Annotated in this window: 24 protein-coding genes, 1 tRNA gene and 1 pseudogene; 15 read left to right on the top strand and 11 right to left on the bottom strand. The window is 61.9% G+C overall.

All coding sequences use genetic code 11. From position 1 onward, the window contains the following. Window positions 1–364: 364 nt before the first annotated feature. The gene (locus tag G9X67_RS24470) at window positions 365–655 is read right to left on the bottom strand and encodes a poly(hydroxyalkanoate) granule-associated protein (protein WP_171599891.1); all 291 of its coding nucleotides are present in this window, start codon (window positions 653–655) and stop codon (window positions 365–367) included. A 238-nt stretch (window positions 656–893) separates the two neighbouring features. Beyond that, window positions 894–980: transfer RNA gene (locus G9X67_RS24465), tRNA-Leu, on the bottom strand. 168 nt (window positions 981–1,148) lie between these two features. On the opposite strand from G9X67_RS24465, the gene G9X67_RS24460 reads away from it, so the two are divergent. Further along, window positions 1,149–1,568: a BA14K family protein gene (locus G9X67_RS24460; protein ID WP_138332179.1), complete on the top strand. Its 420-nt coding sequence runs from the start codon at window positions 1,149–1,151 to the stop codon at window positions 1,566–1,568. Window positions 1,569–1,572: 4 nt separating this feature from the next. On the opposite strand, the gene G9X67_RS24455 is transcribed toward G9X67_RS24460, so the two are convergent. Continuing rightward, the gene (locus G9X67_RS24455; RefSeq protein WP_003544579.1) at window positions 1,573–1,866 is read right to left on the bottom strand and encodes a SelT/SelW/SelH family protein; all 294 of its coding nucleotides are present in this window, start codon (window positions 1,864–1,866) and stop codon (window positions 1,573–1,575) included. Between the two features lie 203 nt (window positions 1,867–2,069). On the opposite strand from G9X67_RS24455, the gene G9X67_RS24450 reads away from it, so the two are divergent. The 3 genes from G9X67_RS24450 (at window position 2,070) to G9X67_RS24440 (ending at window position 4,051) form a co-directional block, all read left to right on the top strand. Beyond that, window positions 2,070–2,846 carry a type 1 glutamine amidotransferase gene (locus tag G9X67_RS24450; RefSeq protein ID WP_171599890.1) on the top strand — a complete coding sequence of 259 codons (777 nt, stop codon included), beginning with the start codon at window positions 2,070–2,072 and terminating at the stop codon, window positions 2,844–2,846. 11 nt (window positions 2,847–2,857) lie between these two features. Continuing rightward, window positions 2,858–3,406, top strand: a complete 549-nt coding sequence (locus G9X67_RS24445) for a sugar O-acetyltransferase (protein ID WP_138332181.1) — start codon at window positions 2,858–2,860, stop codon at window positions 3,404–3,406. Between the two features lie 192 nt (window positions 3,407–3,598). Next, entirely contained in the window at window positions 3,599–4,051 is a 453-nt protein-coding gene (locus tag G9X67_RS24440; protein WP_138332182.1) for a GFA family protein, read from the top strand. A gap of 1 nt (window position 4,052) precedes the next feature. Here the strand turns inward: G9X67_RS24440 and G9X67_RS24435 are convergent. The 3 genes and pseudogenes from G9X67_RS24435 to tenA form a co-directional block, all read right to left on the bottom strand. Further along, window positions 4,053–4,163: pseudogene (locus G9X67_RS24435) on the bottom strand (type II toxin-antitoxin system CcdA family antitoxin); the annotation flags it as partial. Between the two features lie 329 nt (window positions 4,164–4,492). After that, window positions 4,493–6,325 carry a translation elongation factor 4 gene (gene lepA, locus G9X67_RS24430; protein WP_138332183.1) on the bottom strand — a complete coding sequence of 611 codons (1,833 nt, stop codon included), beginning with the start codon at window positions 6,323–6,325 and terminating at the stop codon, window positions 4,493–4,495. Window positions 6,326–6,401: 76 nt separating this feature from the next. Continuing rightward, window positions 6,402–7,100 carry a thiaminase II gene (tenA, locus tag G9X67_RS24425; RefSeq protein ID WP_138332184.1) on the bottom strand — a complete coding sequence of 233 codons (699 nt, stop codon included), beginning with the start codon at window positions 7,098–7,100 and terminating at the stop codon, window positions 6,402–6,404. Between the two features lie 138 nt (window positions 7,101–7,238). On the opposite strand from tenA, the gene G9X67_RS24420 reads away from it, so the two are divergent. Both G9X67_RS24420 and G9X67_RS24415 read left to right on the top strand, forming a co-directional pair. Beyond that, the gene (locus tag G9X67_RS24420) at window positions 7,239–7,805 is read left to right on the top strand and encodes an XRE family transcriptional regulator (protein WP_138332185.1); all 567 of its coding nucleotides are present in this window, start codon (window positions 7,239–7,241) and stop codon (window positions 7,803–7,805) included. A gap of 24 nt (window positions 7,806–7,829) precedes the next feature. Further along, window positions 7,830–8,348, top strand: coding sequence for a GNAT family N-acetyltransferase (locus G9X67_RS24415; protein WP_138332186.1), 519 nt, complete (start codon window positions 7,830–7,832; stop codon window positions 8,346–8,348). Between the two features lie 15 nt (window positions 8,349–8,363). Here the strand turns inward: G9X67_RS24415 and G9X67_RS24410 are convergent, their stop codons facing one another. Then, window positions 8,364–8,975, bottom strand: coding sequence for an HAD-IA family hydrolase (locus G9X67_RS24410; protein ID WP_171599889.1), 612 nt, complete (start codon window positions 8,973–8,975; stop codon window positions 8,364–8,366). Between the two features lie 133 nt (window positions 8,976–9,108). Here G9X67_RS24410 and G9X67_RS24405 point away from each other — a divergent pair, with 133 nt between their 5' ends. From G9X67_RS24405 to G9X67_RS24395, 3 genes are all read left to right on the top strand, one after another. Then, window positions 9,109–10,134, top strand: a complete 1,026-nt coding sequence (locus tag G9X67_RS24405) for a histone deacetylase family protein (protein ID WP_138332188.1) — start codon at window positions 9,109–9,111, stop codon at window positions 10,132–10,134. 9 nt (window positions 10,135–10,143) lie between these two features. After that, window positions 10,144–10,719, top strand: coding sequence for a recombination regulator RecX (recX, locus tag G9X67_RS24400; protein ID WP_138388427.1), 576 nt, complete (start codon window positions 10,144–10,146; stop codon window positions 10,717–10,719). A 72-nt stretch (window positions 10,720–10,791) separates the two neighbouring features. Next, window positions 10,792–11,703 (top strand): EamA family transporter, encoded by a 912-nt coding sequence (locus G9X67_RS24395; RefSeq protein ID WP_138388426.1) that lies wholly within the window; start codon window positions 10,792–10,794, stop codon window positions 11,701–11,703. 45 nt (window positions 11,704–11,748) lie between these two features. Here G9X67_RS24395 and G9X67_RS24390 read toward each other — a convergent pair whose 3' ends face one another. Continuing rightward, entirely contained in the window at window positions 11,749–12,216 is a 468-nt protein-coding gene (locus tag G9X67_RS24390; protein ID WP_138388425.1) for a truncated hemoglobin, read from the bottom strand. 172 nt (window positions 12,217–12,388) lie between these two features. Between G9X67_RS24390 and mbfA the strand changes: the two genes are divergently transcribed. After that, window positions 12,389–13,372, top strand: coding sequence for an iron exporter MbfA (gene mbfA, locus G9X67_RS24385; RefSeq protein WP_138388424.1), 984 nt, complete (start codon window positions 12,389–12,391; stop codon window positions 13,370–13,372). A 471-nt stretch (window positions 13,373–13,843) separates the two neighbouring features. On the opposite strand, the gene G9X67_RS24380 is transcribed toward mbfA, so the two are convergent. Both G9X67_RS24380 and G9X67_RS24375 read right to left on the bottom strand, forming a co-directional pair. Beyond that, complete coding sequence (locus G9X67_RS24380) at window positions 13,844–14,443, bottom strand: transglutaminase-like cysteine peptidase (protein ID WP_171599888.1); 600 nt, start codon at window positions 14,441–14,443, stop codon at window positions 13,844–13,846. A gap of 138 nt (window positions 14,444–14,581) precedes the next feature. Continuing rightward, window positions 14,582–15,448 (bottom strand): alpha/beta hydrolase, encoded by an 867-nt coding sequence (locus tag G9X67_RS24375; RefSeq protein WP_171599887.1) that lies wholly within the window; start codon window positions 15,446–15,448, stop codon window positions 14,582–14,584. 177 nt (window positions 15,449–15,625) lie between these two features. On the opposite strand from G9X67_RS24375, the gene infC reads away from it, so the two are divergent. The 5 genes from infC to pheT all read left to right on the top strand — a co-directional run bounded on the left by infC (window position 15,626) and on the right by pheT (window position 20,807). After that, window positions 15,626–16,162 carry a translation initiation factor IF-3 gene (gene infC, locus G9X67_RS24370; RefSeq protein ID WP_072640862.1) on the top strand — a complete coding sequence of 179 codons (537 nt, stop codon included), beginning with the start codon at window positions 15,626–15,628 and terminating at the stop codon, window positions 16,160–16,162. 325 nt (window positions 16,163–16,487) lie between these two features. After that, a complete protein-coding gene (rpmI, locus tag G9X67_RS24365) occupies window positions 16,488–16,691 on the top strand; it encodes a 50S ribosomal protein L35 (protein WP_012759782.1) in 204 nt (67 codons plus the stop codon). A 38-nt stretch (window positions 16,692–16,729) separates the two neighbouring features. Then, on the top strand, window positions 16,730–17,134 hold the full coding sequence (gene rplT / locus G9X67_RS24360; protein ID WP_003544622.1) for a 50S ribosomal protein L20: 405 nt from the start codon (window positions 16,730–16,732) through the stop codon (window positions 17,132–17,134). 150 nt (window positions 17,135–17,284) lie between these two features. After that, window positions 17,285–18,367, top strand: a complete 1,083-nt coding sequence (gene pheS, locus G9X67_RS24355; RefSeq protein WP_138332195.1) for a phenylalanine--tRNA ligase subunit alpha — start codon at window positions 17,285–17,287, stop codon at window positions 18,365–18,367. Between the two features lie 16 nt (window positions 18,368–18,383). Continuing rightward, complete coding sequence (gene pheT, locus G9X67_RS24350; RefSeq protein ID WP_171599886.1) at window positions 18,384–20,807, top strand: phenylalanine--tRNA ligase subunit beta; 2,424 nt, start codon at window positions 18,384–18,386, stop codon at window positions 20,805–20,807. A gap of 54 nt (window positions 20,808–20,861) precedes the next feature. Here pheT and G9X67_RS24345 read toward each other — a convergent pair whose 3' ends face one another. Continuing rightward, complete coding sequence (locus G9X67_RS24345) at window positions 20,862–21,221, bottom strand: nuclear transport factor 2 family protein (protein ID WP_171599885.1); 360 nt, start codon at window positions 21,219–21,221, stop codon at window positions 20,862–20,864. Window positions 21,222–21,318: the final 97 nt, after the last annotated feature.

The following is a 21,318-nucleotide window of genomic DNA, read 5'->3' as shown; positions in this document are numbered from 1 at the left end:
TGGAACAGCTTGCCGTTCGGGACATCCCGTTTGGCCGAAGCACGTCCTTCCAGTTTTACGAGGGCGTCAAGCGGCGCAATTGATCCGAAGAGAAAGCGGCCGATCCTGATAGGAGAGCGTCGGATACCGCCCGCCGATCGCCGCAGACAAAGGCCCGGCGCGTCGGCCCGAAGAAAAAATCCCACTTCGGAATCCCGAAATTCCCCCACTTCGGGATCCCGAAATTCGCCGCCTTTCGCGGGCTGTCGCCGCCGAGAAACATCCAATGATTTCAGGCCTGCAACCAATTTCGGGATTCCGAAGTGCTATATAGACTATGGTGGGAGTTCTCTACGCGCCGCCATCCTTGGCCGGATCGTTGCGTCTAAGCCTCTAGACTGAGCTGGAGTGCAGCATCGTCTGCCTCGGCGACCTTAGGCTTACGTTTTGTTGCTGCACGGCGTGGTGGTTTGGTGGTCTTCGGCAGAGTGTCGGAGCCGAGCTCATCTGACTCGCCGCTGGGCAGCAGCGGGTAAGCAGCAAGCACCGCGCCGGCAGAAGCTACCTCAACGACCGGCTTGGTGCGAGGCATTTCAATGGTCGTTTCGGCGACTGACACCTCGCGCGCCTTTGGTGGCTGGAGGTTGCTAGCTGCGGACGTGGCGTATCGGATCATCGTAAGACTCCATTATGTTCGCTATATGTTCACATTTTGGAGTGAGGGAGTCAATGGAGGCCAGCTCTCAAGAGCGGTGGGAATAAGCGTCCAGAAATCAGGATTTCGGAGAGTTCTTGGGAGCTATCGAGTGAACAAGCCTCAAGCGCATCGTGGCTGGCCTTTGCTACAAGGCACCAATGCACAACTTAGTTGAAAAGGCTTAACTCCTTGATCTTGGTAGCGATCAAGAATGGAATGGTGCCCAGAAGAGGACTCGAACCTCCACACCCTTTCGGGTACCAGCACCTGAAGCTGGCGCGTCTACCAATTCCGCCATCTGGGCGACGGAGAGCGATGTAAGGGGGTGGCCCCTGACTGTCAACTGGGTTTTTGAAGTTTTTCTGACAGTTGGCGAGAAAGCTGCCGATCACATGGGCGGGAGTGGCCTGAGGCGGGCATAGCGCTTCGGTGGTCACTCCCTATATAAAGGAAATATCGAAAGGAATGCCTCATGCTTGCTCCCCGCACGCTTCTGCTCGCCGGCCTTCTCGCCATTCTCACGCCCGCCATCGCCGGGGCTGATTCGTTGAAGCTCGGCAAGCCGGGGGTCGGGCCGCTCAACACCGGCTCGACGCTCTGCGATTTTCGCGGCTGCTTCGGTTTCGGGCCGCAGCAATGGCATCGCCCCGCCTATGTCCAGCCGAACTACCGTCCGCGCGGCGCGGGGCCAACCTATTACCGGCCGGGCGCTGCCGGGCCGCCGCAGCTGACCTATGATCCGCCGCCGGTGCAAAGGGTGCAGCCGAAGGCGCGTGACATGAACAGCCATGCCACCTGGTGCAGCAACGAATACCGCTCCTACAATCCGCGGACGGATCGTTTCCTCACCTATGAGGGCATCTATAAGACCTGTCGCTCGCCCTATCGCTGAGCTGTCAGCTTTCCAGCGAGGCGCGGTCGACGTGGCCGAGATCGCGGCCGGGCTCGACGATGTCGCGGACCCGCTGCTTCAGCTCCTTCGGCCCGGGAAAGCCGCCGTCGCGCTTGCGCTCCCAGATCAGATCGCCATTGACGCGGATCTCGAAATTGCCGCCGGTGGCGGGGATCAGCGCCACTTCACCGAGACTGTCGGAAAATGTGTGCAGCAGCTCCTGCGCCATCCAGCTGGCGCGCAGCAGCCAGTTGCACTGGGTGCAGTAGAGGATCGTGACGCGGGCTTTTTCGGTCATGGCGATATCCTTTCGTTTGCTGAGATTTAAGCCCTGTGGCGCGTGCGCGCAATCGCCCTCGCAGAGCATGATGCCGAAAAGTGTGAGCGGTTTTCGGGCGACATCATGCTCTAACTATTTAATTAAGAACAGGATTCAGGCTTTGGGCCGAACCGGCCCAAAGCCTGAATCCTGTTCTGGCGTCTTGCGCGCGGCTCTCCGCCATGGTCTCTTCCGATGGTCGGCCATACCAGGAAGAGCCTATGCGCGTCGCAGTCATCGAAAACATGCGGGATACCGGCCTCGGCGCGCTTGCCGCGGCCCTCGACGAGGCAGGAGCAGAGATCGAGTGGTTCCGGGTGTGGCAGGACGGCATACTGCCGCTAGACATATCCGGCCATGACGCGGTGGTCGTTCTCGGCGGTGAGCAAAGCGCGCTGGATGACGCAACCCACGCCTATCTGCCGGAGCTCGTCCGGCTTACACGCCGCTTTGGCGATGCCGGCAAGGCCGTGCTCGGCATCTGCCTCGGCAGCCAGATCCTCGCCCGTGCCTATGGCGCTGACAATCTCTTGGGCACCGCCCGCGAATTCGGCTGGCACGGGATCGGCGTCACCGCCGAGGGCCGGGCCGATCCGCTGCTGTCGGCGCTTGGCGGCGAGTTCACCATCTTCGAATGGCATGCCGATACGTTCTCCCTGCCTGAGGGCGCTGTGCGTCTCGCCTCGAGCGCCGTCGCCGAAAACCAGGCGTTCCGCATTGGCCGCGCCGTCTATGGCACCCAGTTCCATTTCGAGGCCAATTCAGCGGTCGTCGAACAATGGAAGGCCGAATTTCCGGACACGATCGCGCGCATTGCGCCGGGCTGGCTGGAGAACCATGCCGATTTGGCAGCAAGACACGCCGTTGCCGCCGATGCCGCAGGTCTTGCCATCGCGCGCGCCTGGGTCAGCCTGATTGATCGGCAAGAGGTCGAAATGCTGTCGCAGGCCTCGGCGTGAGAGGTGATGCGATGCCGGCCAGCGAACGCGAAAAGATGGCGGCAGGCGAATGGTATTGCTGCCTCGATGACGAGCTCGATCTCTTGCGCCGGCAGGCGCGTGCCGCGGTCCACGCGCATAACACGCTGCCGCCGGACGAGCGTGGCGCCGTCGCGCCGGCCCTGAGGGCGCTCTTTACGCAGGCTGCATCCGATATCTTCATCGAAGCGCCGTTTCACTGCTCCTACGGCATCAATATCATTCTCGGCGAACGCGTCTATTTCAATGCCGGCTGCATGATTCTTGATTCCGGCCGCGTGAGCATCGGCGACCGCAGCATGTTCGGCCCGGGCGTGCAGATCTATTGCGCCGAGCATCACAAGGATGCAGCACTTCGCAGCACAGGCATCGAGATCGCCCGGCCGGTCGTCATCGGCAGTGACGTCTGGATCGGCGGCAGCGCTGTCATCCTCGGCGGCATCACCATCGGCGACGGTGCGATCGTCGGCGCCGGTGCGGTGGTGACGAGGGATGTGCCGGCCGGCGCAACCGTGGTCGGCAATCCAGCCCGCATCCGCTAGAGCAATTCCAGCAAAAGTGCATAGCGATTTTGCGTCTGGAATTGTGTGAAAACAAAGAGATAGAGCATTTCCGTGATTCGGAGAAAAACGGAAATGCTCTAACGCCGGCAAGGCCGCCATTCCGCGATGACCTCGCCACCTCGACAGCAACGAAAAGCTCCGCTAGATCAGAAGGCGAAACGGGGGGAAATCATGAGCGAGCGAACTTTACCCATGGAAGGCGGCTGCCGTTGCGGCCAAGTGCGGTTGAAGATCAGCGCCCCGCCGCTGCTCACCATGGCCTGCCATTGCACGGGGTGCCAGAAGATGACCGCGAGCGCCTATTCGCTGAGCGCCGCCATCCCGAGCGAAGGCTTCGAGGTCACCAAAGGCGAGCCGGTCATCGGCGGCCTGCACGGCCTGACCAAGCATTATTTCTGCCCGCACTGCATGAGCTGGATGTTCACTCGGTCGGAAGACATGGACTGGTTCGTCAATCTCCGCGTGACCATGCTCGACGACCCCAGCTGGTTCACGCCCTTCATCGAGACCTGGACGAGCGAGAAGCTGTCCTTCGCCGAGACTGGCGCGGTGTACAGCTATGAGGCGCTGCCTGAGATGGACGCGTATGAAGGGCTGGTGAAGGAGTATATGGGCAGGGGATAAGTCAAAACTGCCTGTATTTCGCAAATGGCAAGCCATGCTTCGCGACATACTCATTTTGCTCCGCGATCGCCTCGGCGTTTTCAATTCGCCAAAGTCTTTCGCGTTCTTCGCGAGGCAGCGTTTCATCATCGCTTGTTTTTGATCGAAGGTCGGAGCTTTGCAGTCCTTTTCGATCTTGGAATCAGTGTTTGCACCCTTCACCGATCCCGGTTTGCCAGTCGTTCGGCTTTCATCGTTCATCGCAGAATCCCCCTCGGAGATAACTGTTGACGGCCTAACCACTTCTCTTTCTTCATGCTCGGGCCTGTCCCGAGCATCTGCAGCCGTTTGATATGTAGCAGATCCTCGGCACAAGGCCGAGGATGACGGCGAACAAAGAGCGAGGCTCGTCAACATCTAAGGAGACCTACGTCTCCTCGTCAAAAGAAGCTCCGCAAAAACCTATTCGTCGCCCATCTTCAACGCTGCGATAAACGCTTCCTGCGGAATCTCCACCTTGCCGAACTGGCGCATGCGCTTCTTGCCGGCCTTCTGCTTGTCGAGCAGCTTGCGCTTGCGGGTGGCGTCGCCGCCGTAGCATTTCGCGGTCACGTCCTTGCGCAGCGCCGAGATCGTCTCGCGGGCAATGACGTTGCCACCGATCGCCGCCTGGATCGGGATCTTGAACATGTGCTTGGGGATCAGCTCCTTGAGCTTCTCGCACATGTCACGGCCGCGCTTTTCAGCAGCCGTCCGGTGCACCATCATCGACAGCGCGTCGACCGGTTCGCCGTTGACGAGGATCGACATCTTCACGAGGTTGCCCTCGCGGTGGTCAGTCAGCGCATAGTCGAAGGAGGCATAACCCTTCGAGATCGACTTCAGCCGGTCGTAGAAATCGAACACGACTTCGTTGAGCGGCAGGTCGTAGGTCAGCATTGCGCGCGTGCCGACATAGGTGAGCTCGATCTGGATGCCGCGCCGATCCTGGCAGAGCTTCAGGATGCTGCCGAGATAATCGTCGGGCGTCAGGATCGTCGCGCGGATCCACGGCTCGTGGATTTCCGAGATCTTGACGACATCGGGCATGTCGGCCGGATTGTGCAGCTCGCGCTCGGAGCCGTCGGTCATGTACATCTTGTAGACGACCGAGGGTGCGGTGGCGATGAGGTCGAGGTCGAACTCGCGCTCCAGCCGTTCCTGGATGATTTCGAGATGCAGCAGGCCGAGGAAGCCGCAGCGGAAACCGAAGCCGAGGGCCGCCGATGACTCCATTTCGAAGGAGAAGGAGGCGTCGTTGAGGCGAAGCTTGCCCATGGCGGCGCGCAGATCCTCGAAATCGGCGGCATCGACCGGGAAGAGGCCGCAAAACACCACCGGCTGCGCCGGCTTGAAGCCCGGCAGCGCCTGGGCCGTCGGCCGCTTGTCCTCGGTGATCGTATCGCCGACGCGGGTATCGGCCACTTCCTTGATCGAAGCGGTGATGAAGCCGATCTCGCCGGGGCCGAGGCGGTCGATATTGACCATCTTCGGCGTCAGCACGCCGACGCGCTCCACCTGGTATTTCGCATCGGTGCCCATCATCCGCACCGTCTGGCCCTTGGTCAGCACTCCGTCGATGACGCGGACCAGAACCATGACGCCGAGATAGGCGTCGTACCAGCTGTCGACGAGCAGTGCCTTCAGCGGCGCCTTCTCGCCGCCGGGGCTCTTCGGCGCCGGCAGCTTGTGGACGATCGCTTCCAGCACGTCGGGAATGCCGAGGCCGGTCTTTGCCGAAATCAACACCGCCTCCGAAGCGTCGATGCCGATCACTTCCTCGATCTGCTCCTTGATGCGGTCGGGTTCGGCCGCCGGCAGGTCGATCTTGTTGAGGACGGTGACGATCTCGTGATTGTTGTCGATCGCCTGGTAAACGTTGGCGAGCGTCTGCGCTTCGACGCCCTGGCTGGCATCGACGACGAGCAGCGAGCCCTCGCAGGCCGACAGCGACCGCGAGACTTCATAGGCGAAGTCGACGTGGCCGGGCGTGTCGATCAGGTTGAGAATGTATTTTTCGCCGTTGTTCGCCTGGTAGTGCAGGCGCACGGTCTGCGCCTTGATGGTGATGCCGCGCTCGCGCTCGATATCCATATTGTCGAGCACCTGCTCGGACATTTCGCGCTCGGCAAGACCGCCCGTCGTCTGGATCAGGCGGTCGGCCAGCGTCGATTTGCCGTGGTCGATATGGGCCACGATCGAAAAGTTGCGGATATGGGACAGCGGAGTGGTGGAATTGGTGCTCATGCGCGCCATATAGCAGCGCCGCCCCCTGCCGCAAAGCGGTAATTATCCCGCTGTTTACGCTATTTCGTCCTGTGTCGGGCGCCGATCAGACCGGCCACGTCTCCAGCCGCCAGGCCGAATCCCAGAACATCCATTCATATTGCGAGGCGCGCACGAAGACATCGGTCATTTGCGCCCGCTCCACCGGCGATGCGGCGCGGGCGGCGATGTCGGTCAGCGCGATCACCTCGCGGGCACCGGCGGCAAATTGCGGATCGCCATAGGTGTTGATCCAGGCCTGGAAAGCATTGCCCTCGATAACAGGCCGGTTCTTGATCGCTTCGCCGACATGCCAGTAGATCCAGAAGCAGGGAAGGATGGAGGACAGCGCCACCGCGTAGGAGCTGTGATAGGCGGTGGCAAGCAGGAAGTTCGTATAGGCAAAGCCGGCAGGCGAGGGCTCGGCTGATGTGACGTCCGCAGACGTGATGCCGAACTGGGTGAGGAAGCCGGCATGCAGACCCTGCTCGACGGTGATCGCCTTCTGCGCCGAACCGAGGAAGCGCAGGACCTGCGCATTGTCGGGTGCCTTGGCCGCGACGATCGCAAGGCATCGCGCATAATGCTTCAGGTAGAGCGCATCCTGCAGGATGTAGTGCCGGAAAACCTCGGGCGGCAGCGTGCCGTCCGAAAGCCGCTGCAGCAGCGGCAACGCCTCGATTTCAGCCATGATCGGAGCGATCCTGTCCCAGGCGGCAGCCGTGAAGCTTCCCGTCGTGTCCGTGCTCTGTGTGCTGGCGTCCATCACTCTCTCCTCGGATTACGCCGCCATATATGGACGGCGCGGCGGCGAAAGCAAGGCGCGTTTGGCCGCTTTTCGTAGGCCCTTGATTCCATCATCGGATAATGTATTTCTCTTATAGTGGAATCACGGAACTGGAAAATGGAACCGGAACTCGAACAGGCGATCGGCATCCGCATCCGCACGCTGCGGCAGGAAAAAGCTCTGACGCTCGATGAGCTTGCTGCGGCCTCCGGCGTCAGCCGGGCGATGATCTCGCGCATCGAGCGGGCGGAGGCGAGCCCGACCGCGTCGCTGTTGGCAAGGATCTGCGCAGCACTCGGCCTGTCGCTGTCGGCCTTCTTTGCGGAAGAGGGGCAAGCCTCGCCGCTCGCCCGGAGGCAGGAACAACAGGTCTGGCGCGATCCGGAAACCGGTTATCTCAGGCGCTCTGTTTCACCCCCCGGCACAGCTTCCGATGTCGATATCGTCGAGGTCGAATTCCCCCCTGGCGCCCGCGTCAGCTTCCCCCCGCATGCGAGCGCCCATGGCATGACGCAGCATATCTGGCTGTTCGACGGCGAACTGGAGATGACGGCGGGTGAGACCGTCTACCGGCTGCGCCCGGGCGATTGCCTCTTCATGCCGGTCGGCGAGGGCCACGTCTTCCACAATCCCGGCAACGCGCCGTCGCGTTATTGCGTCGTGCTCGATCGCGGCGGCCGATAACAGCTTTCATTTCAGGAGAACAGCATGCCTGCTATTCGTACCCTTTCCGCCGAGGAGGCCCGCGCTGCCATTCCGGCCCTTTCGCAAGTGCTTGTCGATTGCGTCGCGGGCGGCGCCTCCGTCGGCTTCATGCAGCCCTATGGGCCTGAGGATGCCGAGCCCTACTGGCGTGATGTCGCCGATGCGGTCGCCACCGGCGGCAATCTGCTGCTGGTCGCCGAACTCGACGGCAGGATCGTCGGCACGGTGCAGGTGGGTGCGGCGCAGATGCCGAACCAGCCGCATCGCGGCGACCTGAAGAAGCTGCTGGTACATCGCTCCGCCCGCGGCAAGGGCCTTGCCCGGCTGCTGATGGATGCCGCCGAGCGCGAAGCGGTAAAGCGCGGCAAGACCCTGCTCGTGCTCGACACGGCAACCGGCAGCGATGCCGAGGCGATCTATCCGCGCCTGGGCTGGCAGCGCGTCGGCGTCATTCCGGATTATGCCCTGTGGCCGGAAGGCGGCTTCTGCGCCACCACGCTGTTCTACAAAAGGCTCGGCTGATTGCGACGGCTCCGCTCATGCCGGCCTGGCGAATGCTGGGAATGCCAGGCCAAGCGTCGCGCCCGCCGTCCAATGCGCCGCATTCCAGCCGAACTGTCGCGCCGCTTCGATATTCATCTTCATATCGTCGATGAAGGCGATCTCGCCGGGCAGCACGCCGGCGCGCTCGGTCGCCAGCCGGAAGAAATCCGGGGAAGGCTTGCTGTGCCCGACTGCGGCGGAATAGATGATATCGTCGAAATGCGCGCCAAGGCCGGCCTTCTCCATCAGGTAGCGTGCCCGCCTGTGCTCCTGGTTGGTCGCCAGCAAGAGGGTGATGCCACTTTGCCTGACAGCAGCGAGCTCTTCCAGCAGATTGCGATCGAGGCGGGAATCGTTTTCGAACCAGTAATCGATCAGTGTCGCGGCGCTGAGATGCGGCGCGATCTTTTCGAGCACGCTGGCAAGCCGTGGCTCCAGCGGCTCGCGGCCGACGATGATGTCGCCCCAGTGGGTCTGGAAGAACTCCTTCTGCAGCAGGTCGACACGCAGCCCGAGATCGCGTTCCAGATAGGTGAAGTGCGGCAGCCCGTCGGCGGGACGACCATGAATGAGCACGCCGTCGACATCGACCATCAGCACTTTCATGCGGAAAATTTCCTCGTTCTCAAAACACCGGCGAAGGTGGCGTCATTATTCCAGACGATCAAGAGCCCGCGCCGCTTTTTTGTCGGGGCCGAGCCGTGTAAATCTCCATTGTCAATCAAGGGCAGGATCTGAAATGCGCGTCATCTATTCCGAGGATCACAAGCTGCGCGATGCCAGGACCGAGCTGCATGCCGGCCAGCTGGTGACGCCCTTCGAGGCGCCGTTTCGCGCCGAATGGATCCTGGCGGCGGTCAAGGAGGCGGGCTTTGCCGACGTGGTGGCACCGGATGCGCACGGGTTGGAAACGGCTCGAAAAGTGCATGATCCCGCCTATCTGGATTTCCTCGCCACCGTCTGGGACCGCTGGGTGGCGGCCGGTTTCACCGGCGAGGCGATCGCCAATTCCTTCGCCGTTCGCCGCACCAGCCAGCGCGTGCCCGACAATATCGTCGGCGCGATCGGCCATTACGCCAATGCCGCCGACACCTCGATCACCAAGGGTTCCTACGAGGCGGCAATCGCTTCGATGCGCTGCGCGATCACAGGCGCCGACTGGCTGAATGCCGGCAATCGCTTCGCCTTCGCGCTCTGCCGCCCGCCCGGCCACCATGCCGGCATCGATCTCTTCGGCGGCTATTGCTTCATCAACAATTCGGGCGTCGCCGCGCAGCGGCTGCTCGACCGCGGTGCGAGGAAAGTCGCGGTGCTGGATGTCGATTTCCACCATGGCAACGGCACGCAGGATCTGTTCTATCGCCGCGGCGATGTCTTCACCGCATCGCTGCACGGCGATCCCATGCATGCCTTTCCCTATTTCCTCGGCCATGCCGACGAGGAAGGCGAGGGGGAGGGTGCAGGCGCCAACCGCAACTATCCGATGCTGCCAGGCACGCCTTGGGATATCTGGTCTTCGGCCCTTGCCGATGCGCTCACCCGCATCAAGGCCTTCGGCGCCGAGGCGATCGTCGTGGCCCTCGGCGTCGACACTTTCGAGCGCGATCCGATCTCCTTCTTCAGCCTCACCTCCGACGATTTCACCCGCATGGGCGCGATGATATCAGCCGCCGGCCTGCCGGTGCTTGCCTGCATGGAGGGCGGCTACGGTGTGCCGGAGATCGGCCTCAACGTCGCCAACGTCCTCAAAGGTCTGGAAGCCTGATCACTGCCGATGACCGACGAGACCGTTCCATCCGATATCCCGACATCACGCATGCTGAGCTGGGCGCGCAACTCCGCTATCTATCGCCTGGAGCGGCGGATGATGACGGAAAAGCAGCTGTTTGACGCCATCACCCGCAAGGCGAAGGAGAAATTCGAGGAAATCAGCGCGGCGCAACTCAAGGCCATCGCCGATTTCGCGGTCAAATTTGCCTATGACAACAAGGTGCTCGACGACAGCGCCTATGCGGAGATCAGCACGCGCTCTGCCGTGCGCGGCGGTAAATCGAAGCGCGCGATCGCCCAGAAGCTTGCTGCCAAGGGCGTCTCCAGCGACAAGGTAGAGGCGGCGCTTGAGGAGGCAGACGATCTCTATGCGGCAGCTATATTTGCCCGCAAGCGCGCCTTCGGCCCCTTCCGCCGGGTCGAGCTCGACGAAAAGCGAAAGGCGAAAGAGCTTTCGGCTTTCGCCCGCAACGGCTTCAGCTTCGACATCGGCAGGAAGATCTTCGACATGAGCTTCGAAGATGCCGAAGAGATCATCTTCGCGGGCCGATCTGCGGCGCCTCAGCATCAGCGCTCTTGATCCCGGCATGAAAAGTTTGAATTTGGTTCTCACCCGTCTTCGGCCTAGAACCGCACCAGGATCGGGGGCCACATGGACATCAAGAATATCGAGACCGGGACAGACGGCGCAGCCTTGATTGCGCAGCCGGGCATATCGCCGACTTCGGGCGGTTTGGCGGCCGGTGTCGCCATGTGCCTGATGTCGATGTCGTCGATCCAGTTCGGTGCGGCACTGTCTTCGTCAGCCATTGCGACCTATGGCGTTGCCGGCGCTACCTGGCTGCGGCTTGCTTTCGCGGCAATCATCCTTGCCGCCGTCGTCAGGCCTTCGGTGCTGCGTTATAGCGGCGCCCAATGGCGGGCGACGTTGCTGCTCGGCACGACGACGGCTGCCATGACGCTGTGCTTCTTCGCGGCGATCCAGCGGCTGCCGCTCGGCCTGGCGATCGCCATCGATTTCCTCGGGCCGCTCTCGGTCGCCGTCTTCGGCTATGGCCTGAGCTGGCGGCTTACCTGGCCGTTGATCGCTGCGGCCGGTATTCTCTTCCTCGCCCATGACGGCGAAGGCTGGGTCGGCAATTCCTCAGGCGTCCTCTTCGCCCTCGGCTCGGCTGTGGGATGGGCGGTCTATATCCTGCTGACGAAGAAGGTTGGCGCTGCCTTCAAGGGGCTGGAAGGTCTCTCCATGTCGCTGATCGTTGCCGGCCTCGTCGCGACACCTTTCGGTCTGGCCGAGACGGGGGGCGCCTTCACGGTGGAGGGACTGGTGGAGGTTCTCGGCCTTGCCATCCTTGTGCCGCTCTTGCCCTATGCGCTGGAGATGGTGGCTCTGCGGCGCATGCCGTCGGCATCCTTCGGCATCCTGATGAGCCTCGAACCGGCGCTCGGCGCGCTGGCCGGCTTTCTGATCCTGGCCCAGCCGATGACCGCGCTGCAGATGCTGGGTACCGCGCTCGTGGTGGCGGCCAGCGCCGGTGCCACCGCCTCGGCGGCGAAGACCTAGAAAGGTGTCAGCGTTTTTCGGGGAACACCGTCTCTACAAGATGGGTCAGGCGGGTTTCCGCGCGGGATCGTCGAGCGCCGGATTGTAGAACAGCGACAGTGTCAGGCTTTTGGCGATCCGCTCCGCCGTTGCCATGAACCATGCCTTGGCCTCCGGCGTTGGCGCGATATCGTCGAGCGTCGCGGCAAACAGCGACAGCCACTTGGGAAAGAGATCGGGTGTCAGGTTTTGGACACCCGTATGCGCTTGCACCGGCTTGCCGCCATAGGCGCCGCTGCGGAAGGCGACGGCCGACCAGAAGCTCTTCATCTTCGTCATATGCTCCGGCCAGCGGCCGGACAGCTTGGCGTCGAACACCGGGCCAAGATCGGGATGCGTTAGCACGCGCGCGTAAAAGGTCTCGACCAGCCTGTCGATGAAGGCCGCGTCGACGCCCATCTCCCGCATCTCGGCCTCCGCCCTTTCGCGGATCGCCGCGACATGAGCAGGGCGGCCCTGAATGTCATTGTCCATTCCAAAACCCCGGCGCCGCGTGATGCGGCGCCCTCTCATATAGGTGTTTATCGCAGCGCGCCAAAGTCGTGCGTGCCCGCTTGCGGCAATCTATCAGCAGCCTGCCCCGCGCACTTGACCGTTACCGCCTCCTTATTTAGATTTAGAATAATTCTAAAAATTGGAGAAGGTCATGCTGGCGCGGTTTTTCAGATCCTCGAAACGATCGTTTGGATCGCTGACCGAGCAGGAGATTCTCGCCCTGGCGATCGCCTCCGAGGAAGACGATGCCCGCATCTATCTTGCCTATGCCGACAGGCTGCGCCGCGAATTTCCGGCCTCGGCCAAGGTCTTCGAGGATATGGCCGAGGTCGAGGATACGCATCGCAAGTCGTTGATCGAGATTCATCGCCAGCGTTTCGGCGAGCGCATCCCGCTGATCCGGCGCGAGCATGTGCAGGGCTTCTACGAGCGCAAGCCCGACTGGCTCAGGGCAAACCTTTCGCTGGATGCGATGCGGCAGGAAACCGAGGCGATGGAGGAGCAGGCCTATCGTTTCTATGTCGAGGCGGCAAAACGGACCTCGGACGCCTCGACGCGTGAGCTTCTCGGCGATCTCGCCCTCGCCGAACAGGGGCATGAGGATATCGCCCGCATGCTGGGCGACAAACATACGCCCGAAGACGTCAAGCACGACGAGGACGCGACGGTGCATCGGCAATTCGTGCTGACCTATGTGCAGCCGGGTCTTGCCGGACTGATGGACGGCTCGGTCTCGACCCTGGCGCCGATCTTCGCTGCCGCCTTTGCCACGCAGGATACCTGGCAGACCTTTCTTGTCGGTCTTTCGGCCTCTGTCGGCGCCGGCATCTCGATGGGCTTCACCGAGGCCGCCCATGACGACGGCAAGATCTCCGGCAGAGGCTCGCCGGTCAAGCGCGGCCTTGCCTGCGGCATCATGACGGCGCTCGGCGGCCTCGGCCACGCACTGCCTTATCTGATCCCGCACTTCTGGACGGCGACGATCACTGCCGCCGTCGTCGTCTTCTTCGAACTCTGGGCAATCGCCTTCATCCAGAACCGCTACATGGAAACCCCCTTCCTGCGCGCTGCCTTCCAGGTGGTGCTGGGTGGCGGCTTGGTGCTCGGCGCGGGGATTTTGATTGGGAATGGGTGAGGAGCGGTCGGGCGCAGCCCGAGCAATCGATCCAGTGAATCGATTGCAGCGACGAACGCCCTGAGCCCAAAGCGAAGGGCCGGGAGACGGTGCGGCACATTTGGCATCAAGCGGTCCGTGCCCTTCGCTTGCGCTCAGTGCACTCGCGGCTTCGCCGCTCACCCCCTCATCTGCCTGCCGGCATCTTCTCCCCGCTGGGGAGAAGCGGACTCGTGGCAGCGCCTCGCTCCCCTTGAGACCTTTGCTATCGGAACGACGACCGTACGTCTTGCTCCTTCTCCCCAGCGGGGAGAAGATGTCCGAAGGACAGATGAGGGGGGTGAGGAGCGGTAGCGACGAACGCCTTGAGCGCAGCGAGAGGCAAGTAACGGCGGACAACTCGCCTCTAAAACTGACCTGGCGCGAACGGAGAGACGCAAAAACAAAAAGGCCGGCAAACCGCCGGCCTTTCCACATTCTCTATTGCAGCCCTTACCGCAGCGCGCCGACCAGAACGTCGCGGCCGTTCTCGATGGTGACCCAGCGGCCGGCATTGTAGCTCGACTGGCGCTTAACGAAGGAATAGGGGGTTCCGAACCACGGCTTGACGTCGGCGGCGAGGTTGTCGAGCACGAAATCGCCCTCGGCGGTGCGCAGCGTCAGCACGGCATGGCCTTCACCATCAGGCTTGCGCACGACGGTCATCAGCAGGTCGGCAGCCGAAAAGCCGCGCTGGATCAGCATGCGGCGCTTCAGCAGCGCGAAATCTTCGCAGTCGCCGGCGGTGGTCGGATAGGCCCAGACCTCATCCTTGCCGTAGATTTCCTTGTCGGTCATCGGCGTGATCGTACGATTAACCGTGGCGTTGACCGAACGCACGAGCGACCACTTCCCCGGGTTCATGGCGATCGGGCCTGCATTGCGGTTTGCGCCGCATTCACTGCGGTGGATCTGACAGAAATCGTAGTGGCCGATCGGCTGTGAGGTGGCATTGCCCGTTACCATTGAAGCATTTCTGCTTGGGGCCGGTATGGCGGCCGTCGCCATCGCAAACACGGCCATCATGGCCACAAAGATACCCTTGATCCGCACGCCCGCTCTTTCCTTGCATCGCCCCTTATTTATTAACAAAGTGTTAATGGAGAGGGCCCAAAAGAGTCAATCGTTACTTCTTGGGGGGACCTTACGACTCGCCGACATGGTTAAAATGCAACGGGTTGGGGACCTGCATCAGGCGAATTTATCCGCCTCTGCCGTTCTAGTGGGCATCTGCCTATTTGTTGATGAACGGATGATGCCTTTGACGGCACTCAGGAGAAGAGCGATATCGCCGGGGCGCGAAAGGCGATGGTCGCCGTCGCGGACGAAGGTCAGCACCACGTCGTCGGCGGGAAGATGTTCGACCAGTTTCATCGCATGCGCATGCGGCACGTCGGCGTCTTTCATGCCCTGGAGAATGTGCACCGGGCAGCCGGTTTCGATGATGCCGTCGAGCACCCGGTTCTTTCGGCCGTCCTCGATCAGCGCCCGCGTATAGATGTTGGGTTCCGGGCTGTATTGCGAACGCTCTTCGAAATAGCCGCGCTCGGCCAGCGATTTGCGCTCCTTGGCCTTGAGGTTCGGCTCGATCAGCTCCGAGGTGAAGTCGGGGGCGGGCGCGATCAGCACCATGCCTGCGAGTTTTGGGCCTTCGAGCTTCGGACCGCCCCGTCCCGCAAGCTCCTGCGCCAGCCTGAGCGCGATCCAGCCGCCCATCGACGAGCCGACGAGGATCACCCGATCGGGGGCGACATGACGGATGACGGCCAGCGCCTCCTCCAGCCAGCGCGAGATCGTGCCGTCGCCGAAGCTGCCGCCGGAAAGTCCGTGGCCGGAATAGTCGAAGCGGATGCAGGCGAGCCCAAGTTCCGCCGCCAGCCCATCGAGTTCCACCGCCTTGGTGCCGCCCATGTCGGAGCGGTAGCCGGACAGCCAGACAAGCGCCAGCGCGCCATTGCCGGCTTGCGCCGGGCGGACGAGCATGGCGATCTCACGCGCCGCTTCGCCCTCGCCGACCGTCAGGAACTGCGGTGCGGAATCGGGCATCTGATCGGACATCGGCGAAACTCCTGTTGTTTTGGCCTATAAAACAGATTCTTGGCAGGCTGACAGCGGGTGATTTTTCCGCTAAAGGATGATATTGACTCCGTTGCAGCGATGACGCGACACGTTTGTGCCCCTAATCGGGAGCGCGATGCTGCAACGTTCCGAAAACAACGCGAGGAGAATACGACCATTCGCAGACCTTTTAAAACCGATGCGCCCGTGAAGGACGGACCGCGCTCGAACCGTGAAATCCGCATTCCCAAAGTTCAGCTGATCGGAGCTGACGGACAGAATGTCGGCATCGTGCCCACCGACCAGGCTTTGAAAATGGCGGAAGAAGCCGGCCTCGATCTCGTCGAAATTTCCCCCAATGTCGAACCGCCGGTGTGCAAGATCCTCGATCTGGGCAAGCTGAAATATGCTAACCAGAAGAAGGCTGCCGAGGCGCGCAAGAAGCAGAAGATCGTCGAAGTCAAAGAAATCAAGATGCGCCCGAACATCGACACCCATGATTATGAGGTGAAGATGAAGGCGATGGGTCGCTTCTTCGACGAAGGCGACAAGGTCAAGGTGACGCTGAAGTTCCGCGGTCGTGAAATGGCCCACCAGGAACTCGGCATGAAGCTTCTGCAGCAGGTCAAGGCCGATACGATCGAGTTCGCCAAGGTCGAAGCTGAACCCAAGCTCGAAGGCCGCCAGATGATGATGGTGCTGGCGCCGAAATAAGCGCCAGGCAGTTTTTCGCCCAAGGCCGTCCGCAAGGGCGGCTTTTGTGCTTTCTGCCATTCTGCTTTGGGCCGGTGTATTTTGGGATGCGCGAAGATTCCTCCGCCGCCCCGTTGCACTTTCATGACGCCGCGGTTATAAGCGCGCGTCCGAACTGACCGGCAGGGCATGCCGTGGCAGTTTCGAATGCTTGCGGAACGGTTCGTCGCCGATGCCGCAGATCAACAACAAACGCTCCCGCACCTTGTTGCGATGGCCGGAGAACCGGACTTCGCGGGAAGGGCTTTTTGATAAAGCGCGCAGGGAGGACAGAAGGAGTAGCAAAATGCCCAAGATGAAGACGAAGTCCTCGGCCAAGAAGCGGTTCAAGATCACCGCGTCAGGCAAGGTCAAGGCTGCCGCTGCCGGCAAGCGCCATGGCATGATCAAGCGTTCCAACAAGTTCATTCGCGATGCACGTGGCACCATGGTTCTCGCAGAACCGGATGGCCGCAAGGTTATCAAGAATTACCTGCCGAACGGTCTCTGAGACTCGTCCGCGAACGCTAGATTTAAGGAGATCATGATATGGCACGTGTAAAAAGAGGCGTCACCTCTCACGCCAAGCACAAGAAGGTTCTGAAGGCCGCAAAGGGCTTTTACGGCCGCCGCAAGAACACCATCCGTACCGCCAAGGCTGCTGTCGATCGTTCGAAGCAGTACGCCTACCGCGACCGCAAGGTCAACAAGCGCAACTTCCGTGCGCTTTGGATCCAGCGTATCAACGCCGCTGTGCGTGAATTCGGCCTGACCTACGGCCGCTTCATCGACGGCCTGAACAAGGCTGGCATCGAAGTCGACCGCAAGGTTCTCTCCGACATGGCGATCCACGAGCCGGAAGCATTCGGCGCGCTGGTCAGCGCTGCCAAGAAGGCTCTTGAATACCTCAAGGAAGCCGGCACGGCGAACGAGTTTGAAGGCGCGGTCAAGTAACCAGCGCTTCCCAAGCTTTTGAATTTATGATTTTGGGAAACCCGCGCTGGTTTGGGCTAGCGCGGGTTTTTCTTTCTTTATATTCCTGGCGCCGGTCGGCGCCGCCCGCCTCCCGATCGCCCGCCTGATACTGGACGGAAAGAAGTGACAATGTCAGATATCGACCAGCTCAACACATCGCTGCTCGCCGAAATCGCCGCCGCCGATGACGAGACGGCGCTCGAAGCCGTGCGCGTTTCCGCCCTTGGCAAGAAGGGCTCTGTCTCAGAACTGTTGAAGACGCTCGGCGCCATGACGCCGGAAGAGCGCCAGAGCAAGGGCGCGGCGATCAACGTTCTGAAGAACGCGGTGACCGAGGCGCTTACCACCCGCAAGGCGACGCTTAGGCAAGCGGCGATCAATGCGCGGCTGAAGGCCGAGACGGTCGATGTCAGCCTGCCGGTGCGCTCTTCGCCGGCCGAGCGCGGCCGTATCCATCCGATTAGCCAGATCGTCGACGAGATCACCGCGATCTTCGCCGACATGGGCTTCTCGATCGCTGAAGGTCCCGACATCGAGACCGATTATTACAATTTCACCGCGCTGAATTTCCCCGAAGGCCATCCGGCCCGCGAGATGCACGACACCTTCTTCTTCAACCCGGATGAGAATGGTGAGCGCAAGGTGCTGCGCACCCACACCTCGCCGGTGCAGGTGCGCACCATGGAGGCGCAGACACCGCCGATCCGCATCATCATTCCCGGCAAGACCTACCGCCAGGACTCGGACGCCACCCATTCGCCGATGTTCCATCAGGTCGAGGGCCTGGTTGTCGACAAGAAGGCCAATGTCGCCAACCTCCGCTGGGTGCTGGAAGAATTCTGCAAGACCTTCTTCGAGGTCGACAGCGTGACGATGCGTTTCCGCCCGTCCTTCTTCCCCTTCACCGAGCCCTCTTTCGAGGTCGATATCCAGTGCGACCGCTCCGGCCCGATCGTCAAGTTCGGCGAGGGTACCGACTGGATGGAGATCCTCGGCTGCGGCATGGTCCATCCGAACGTGCTGCGTTACGGCGGGCTCGATCCGGACGAATATCAGGGTTTTGCCTGGGGCATGGGCCTCGATCGCATCGCCATGCTGAAATACGGCATGCCCGACCTGCGCGACTTCTTCAACGCCGACGTCCGCTGGATGACGCATTACGGCTTCCGCCCGCTCGACATGCCGACGCTGTTCGGCGGCCTCAGCGCTTGAACGGAGAATTGGGACGATGAAATTCACGCTCTCCTGGCTGAAAGAGCATCTGGAAACGGATGCCGGCCTCGATGAAATCTGCACGCGCCTCACCGAGATCGGGCTGGAGGTCGAGGACGTCGACGACAAGGCGGCCTTCAAGCCCTTCGTCATCGCCAGGGTCCTCTCGGCCGAAAAACATCCGCAGGCCGATCGCCTGAAGGTGCTGATGGTCGATACCGGTTCCGGCGCGCCCGTCCAGGTCGTCTGCGGCGCCCCGAATGCGCGCGCCGGTCTTGTTGGCGCCTTCGCAGCGCCCGGAACCTATGTTCCCGGTATCGACGTGACGCTCGCCGTCGGCAATATCCGCGGTGTCGAAAGCCACGGCATGATGTGCTCCGAAAAGGAGCTTGAGATTTCCGACAGTCACGACGGCATCATCGATCTGCCCGAGGATGCGCCGGTCGGTCAGAGTTATGCCGCCTATGCGCATCTCGATGACCCGGTCATCGAGATCAACCTGACGCCCAACCGGCCGGACTGCACCTCGATCCACGGCATCGCCCGCGATCTCGCCGCCTCCGGTCTCGGCGCGCTGAAGACGCGGCCCGCACCGTCCTTCGTCGTCGAAGGTGAGACGCCGGTGAAGCTGACGCTCGATCTCGATGATCCGAAGCTTTGCCCGGGCTTTGCGCTCCGCCTCGTGCGCGGCGTCAGGAACGGCCCGAGCCCGCGCTGGATGCAGCAGCGGCTGATCGCCATCGGCCTGCGCCCCATCAACGCTCTGGTCGATGTCACCAATTACATGACCTTCGATCAGGGACGGCCGATCCACGTCTTCGATGCCGCCAAGATCAACGGCAACCTGACCGTCCGCCGTGCCGCCGAAGGCGAGACGGTGCTGGCGCTCGACCAGCGCGAATACAAGCTCTCGCCGAGCAACGTCGTCATCTCCGATGAGAATGGCATCGAGTCGATCGGCGGCATCATGGGCGGCGAACATTCCGGCTGCGACGAAAACACCGTCGACGTGCTGATCGAATCCGCTCTCTGGGACCCGATGAACATCGCCAAGTCAGGCCGCGGCCTCGGCATCATCACCGATGCCCGCTACCGCTTCGAACGCGGCGTCGATCCGGACTATATGGCCCCCGGTCTCGAACGCACGACGGAACTGGTGCTGGAACTTTGCGGCGGCAAGGCCGCCAAGGCCGAGATCGTCGGCTACCAGGGTTACGAACCGAAGATCGTCGATTTCCCCTATTCGGAGGTCAAGCGCCTGACGGGCCTCGACGTTTCGAATGAGGAAAGCAATACGATTCTGACACGTCTCGGCTTCACCGTCTCCGGTTCCGGCGAGCGCGTCTCCGTTGCCGTTCCCTCCTGGCGCCCGGATGTCGATGGCAAGGCCGATCTCGTCGAGGAGGTCATGCGCATCCACGGCGTCGACAATATCAAGCCGGCGCCGCTCGAAAGCCATGCGGCCGTCAACGGCAAGATCCTGACGACGCTGCAGATCCGCAGCCGCCTCGCTAAGCGGGCGCTCGCCGCGCGCGGCATGCTCGAAGCCGTCACCTGGTCCTTCATTCCGGAAGACCAGGCAAAGTTGTTCGGCGGCGGTTCGCCGACGCTCAAGCTTGCCAACCCGATCGCCGCCGAAATGTCGGATATGCGCCCGTCGCTTCTGCCGGGCCTGCTGACCGCAGCCCAGCGCAATGCCGACAAGGGTTACGGCGACGTCGCGCTCTTCGAGGTCTCCGGCACTTATGAGAACGACAGGCCTGACGGTCAGCGCCGCGTGGCCGGCGGCATTCGCCGCGGCACGGCCTCGCTTGCCGGCGCCGGTCGCGCCTGGTCGAACACCGCCAAGGGCGGCGGCAAGCCGGTCGACGTCTTCGACGCCAAGGCCGATGCGCTTGCCGTCATCGAAGCCTGCGGCCTGCCGATGGGCAATATCCAGATCGAGCAGGGTGGACCGGAATGGTATCATCCCGGCCGCTCCGGCACGATCAAGATGGGGCCGAAGGTCGTGCTCGGCTATTTCGGCGAATTCCATCCGCTGACGCTGGAGGCGCTTGATGTCTCCGGCGCTCTCTGCGGCTTCGAGGTCTATGTCGACGCCATGCCGGAGGCCAGGCGCAAGGCGACGCGCACCAAGCCGGCGCTCGAGCTGTCACCCTTCCAGGTGGTGCGGCGCGACTTCGCCTTCGTCGTCGACAAGACGGTGGAAGCCGGCACCATCGTCAAGGCCGCCACCGGCGCCGACCGCAAGCTGGTGACGGGCGTCAATGTCTTCGATATCTTCGAGGGCGCATCGGTTGGCGACGGCAAGAAGTCGGTGGCGATCGAGGTGCAGATCCAGCCGGTCGAGCGCACGCTGACGGACGAGGATTTCGAGGCGCTGACGCAGAAGATCGTCGCCAGTGTTGCGAAATTCACCGGCGGTGTCCTCAGAAGCTGAGCTTCATTCAACGTCGTCAAACAATGAACCGGTCGCGAAAAGCGGCCGGTCTTTTCACCGATGCAGATGGAAGAGTTTGCTGACGATCGTCCAGCGGCCGTCGATCTTCAACAGCGAAAGATAATCGGTAAAGCGCATGCCGGCAAAGTCGTCGGTGACCTTGACGCTTGCCGCTTCGCCCTCGACATCGACGCTCTGCATGTCCATGTAGGGCTGCGTGCCGGGCGGCGCCGGCTCCTCCGCCAGGATCGCGGCGATGAACTCGTCCCGCGTCAGCCATTCGACGGCATTTTCGTAATGGCCGATGATCGAGCTTTTTGGGTGAAAGGCCTTTTTCAAGGCTGCCTCATTGGCGAAGGCCATGCCTTCGACATAGAGATGAACCGTCTGTTCGACTGCCTGCCTGTCCGACATATTGTCATCCCGTTCTTCGAGATGGCCTTAGATAGTTTCGCCAGCCCCGAAGGCAAGCCCGGCCGGTTGTGGCCGACCGGGCTTTCGCTCTTTGTTT

Origin of the sequence: Rhizobium sp. WYCCWR 11152 (assembly GCF_013087615.1) — a bacterium.
GTDB classification, from domain to species: domain Bacteria; phylum Pseudomonadota; class Alphaproteobacteria; order Rhizobiales; family Rhizobiaceae; genus Rhizobium; species Rhizobium indicum.
Note: the sequence above shows the minus strand (reverse complement) of the source record. Positions and strands in the feature narration are given on the sequence as shown.

What these genes read in the sequence shown, in the direction of transcription:
- G9X67_RS24470 (WP_171599891.1), bottom strand. Translation starts at nt 655, where the DNA reads ATGATCCGATACGCCACGTCCGCAGCTAGCAACCTCCAGCCACCAAAG.
- G9X67_RS24460 (WP_138332179.1), top strand. Translation starts at nt 1,149, where the DNA reads ATGCTTGCTCCCCGCACGCTTCTGCTCGCCGGCCTTCTCGCCATTCTC.
- G9X67_RS24455 (WP_003544579.1), bottom strand. Translation starts at nt 1,866, where the DNA reads ATGACCGAAAAAGCCCGCGTCACGATCCTCTACTGCACCCAGTGCAAC.
- G9X67_RS24450 (WP_171599890.1), top strand. Translation starts at nt 2,070, where the DNA reads ATGGTCTCTTCCGATGGTCGGCCATACCAGGAAGAGCCTATGCGCGTC.
- G9X67_RS24445 (WP_138332181.1), top strand. Translation starts at nt 2,858, where the DNA reads ATGCCGGCCAGCGAACGCGAAAAGATGGCGGCAGGCGAATGGTATTGC.
- G9X67_RS24440 (WP_138332182.1), top strand. Translation starts at nt 3,599, where the DNA reads ATGAGCGAGCGAACTTTACCCATGGAAGGCGGCTGCCGTTGCGGCCAA.
- lepA (WP_138332183.1), bottom strand. Translation starts at nt 6,325, where the DNA reads ATGGCGCGCATGAGCACCAATTCCACCACTCCGCTGTCCCATATCCGC.
- tenA (WP_138332184.1), bottom strand. Translation starts at nt 7,100, where the DNA reads ATGGACGCCAGCACACAGAGCACGGACACGACGGGAAGCTTCACGGCT.
- G9X67_RS24420 (WP_138332185.1), top strand. Translation starts at nt 7,239, where the DNA reads ATGGAACCGGAACTCGAACAGGCGATCGGCATCCGCATCCGCACGCTG.
- G9X67_RS24415 (WP_138332186.1), top strand. Translation starts at nt 7,830, where the DNA reads ATGCCTGCTATTCGTACCCTTTCCGCCGAGGAGGCCCGCGCTGCCATT.
- G9X67_RS24410 (WP_171599889.1), bottom strand. Translation starts at nt 8,975, where the DNA reads ATGAAAGTGCTGATGGTCGATGTCGACGGCGTGCTCATTCATGGTCGT.
- G9X67_RS24405 (WP_138332188.1), top strand. Translation starts at nt 9,109, where the DNA reads ATGCGCGTCATCTATTCCGAGGATCACAAGCTGCGCGATGCCAGGACC.
- recX (WP_138388427.1), top strand. Translation starts at nt 10,144, where the DNA reads ATGACCGACGAGACCGTTCCATCCGATATCCCGACATCACGCATGCTG.
- G9X67_RS24395 (WP_138388426.1), top strand. Translation starts at nt 10,792, where the DNA reads ATGGACATCAAGAATATCGAGACCGGGACAGACGGCGCAGCCTTGATT.
- G9X67_RS24390 (WP_138388425.1), bottom strand. Translation starts at nt 12,216, where the DNA reads ATGGACAATGACATTCAGGGCCGCCCTGCTCATGTCGCGGCGATCCGC.
- mbfA (WP_138388424.1), top strand. Translation starts at nt 12,389, where the DNA reads ATGCTGGCGCGGTTTTTCAGATCCTCGAAACGATCGTTTGGATCGCTG.
- G9X67_RS24375 (WP_171599887.1), bottom strand. Translation starts at nt 15,448, where the DNA reads ATGTCCGATCAGATGCCCGATTCCGCACCGCAGTTCCTGACGGTCGGC.
- rpmI (WP_012759782.1), top strand. Translation starts at nt 16,488, where the DNA reads ATGCCCAAGATGAAGACGAAGTCCTCGGCCAAGAAGCGGTTCAAGATC.
- rplT (WP_003544622.1), top strand. Translation starts at nt 16,730, where the DNA reads ATGGCACGTGTAAAAAGAGGCGTCACCTCTCACGCCAAGCACAAGAAG.
- pheS (WP_138332195.1), top strand. Translation starts at nt 17,285, where the DNA reads ATGTCAGATATCGACCAGCTCAACACATCGCTGCTCGCCGAAATCGCC.
- pheT (WP_171599886.1), top strand. Translation starts at nt 18,384, where the DNA reads ATGAAATTCACGCTCTCCTGGCTGAAAGAGCATCTGGAAACGGATGCC.
- G9X67_RS24345 (WP_171599885.1), bottom strand. Translation starts at nt 21,221, where the DNA reads ATGTCGGACAGGCAGGCAGTCGAACAGACGGTTCATCTCTATGTCGAA.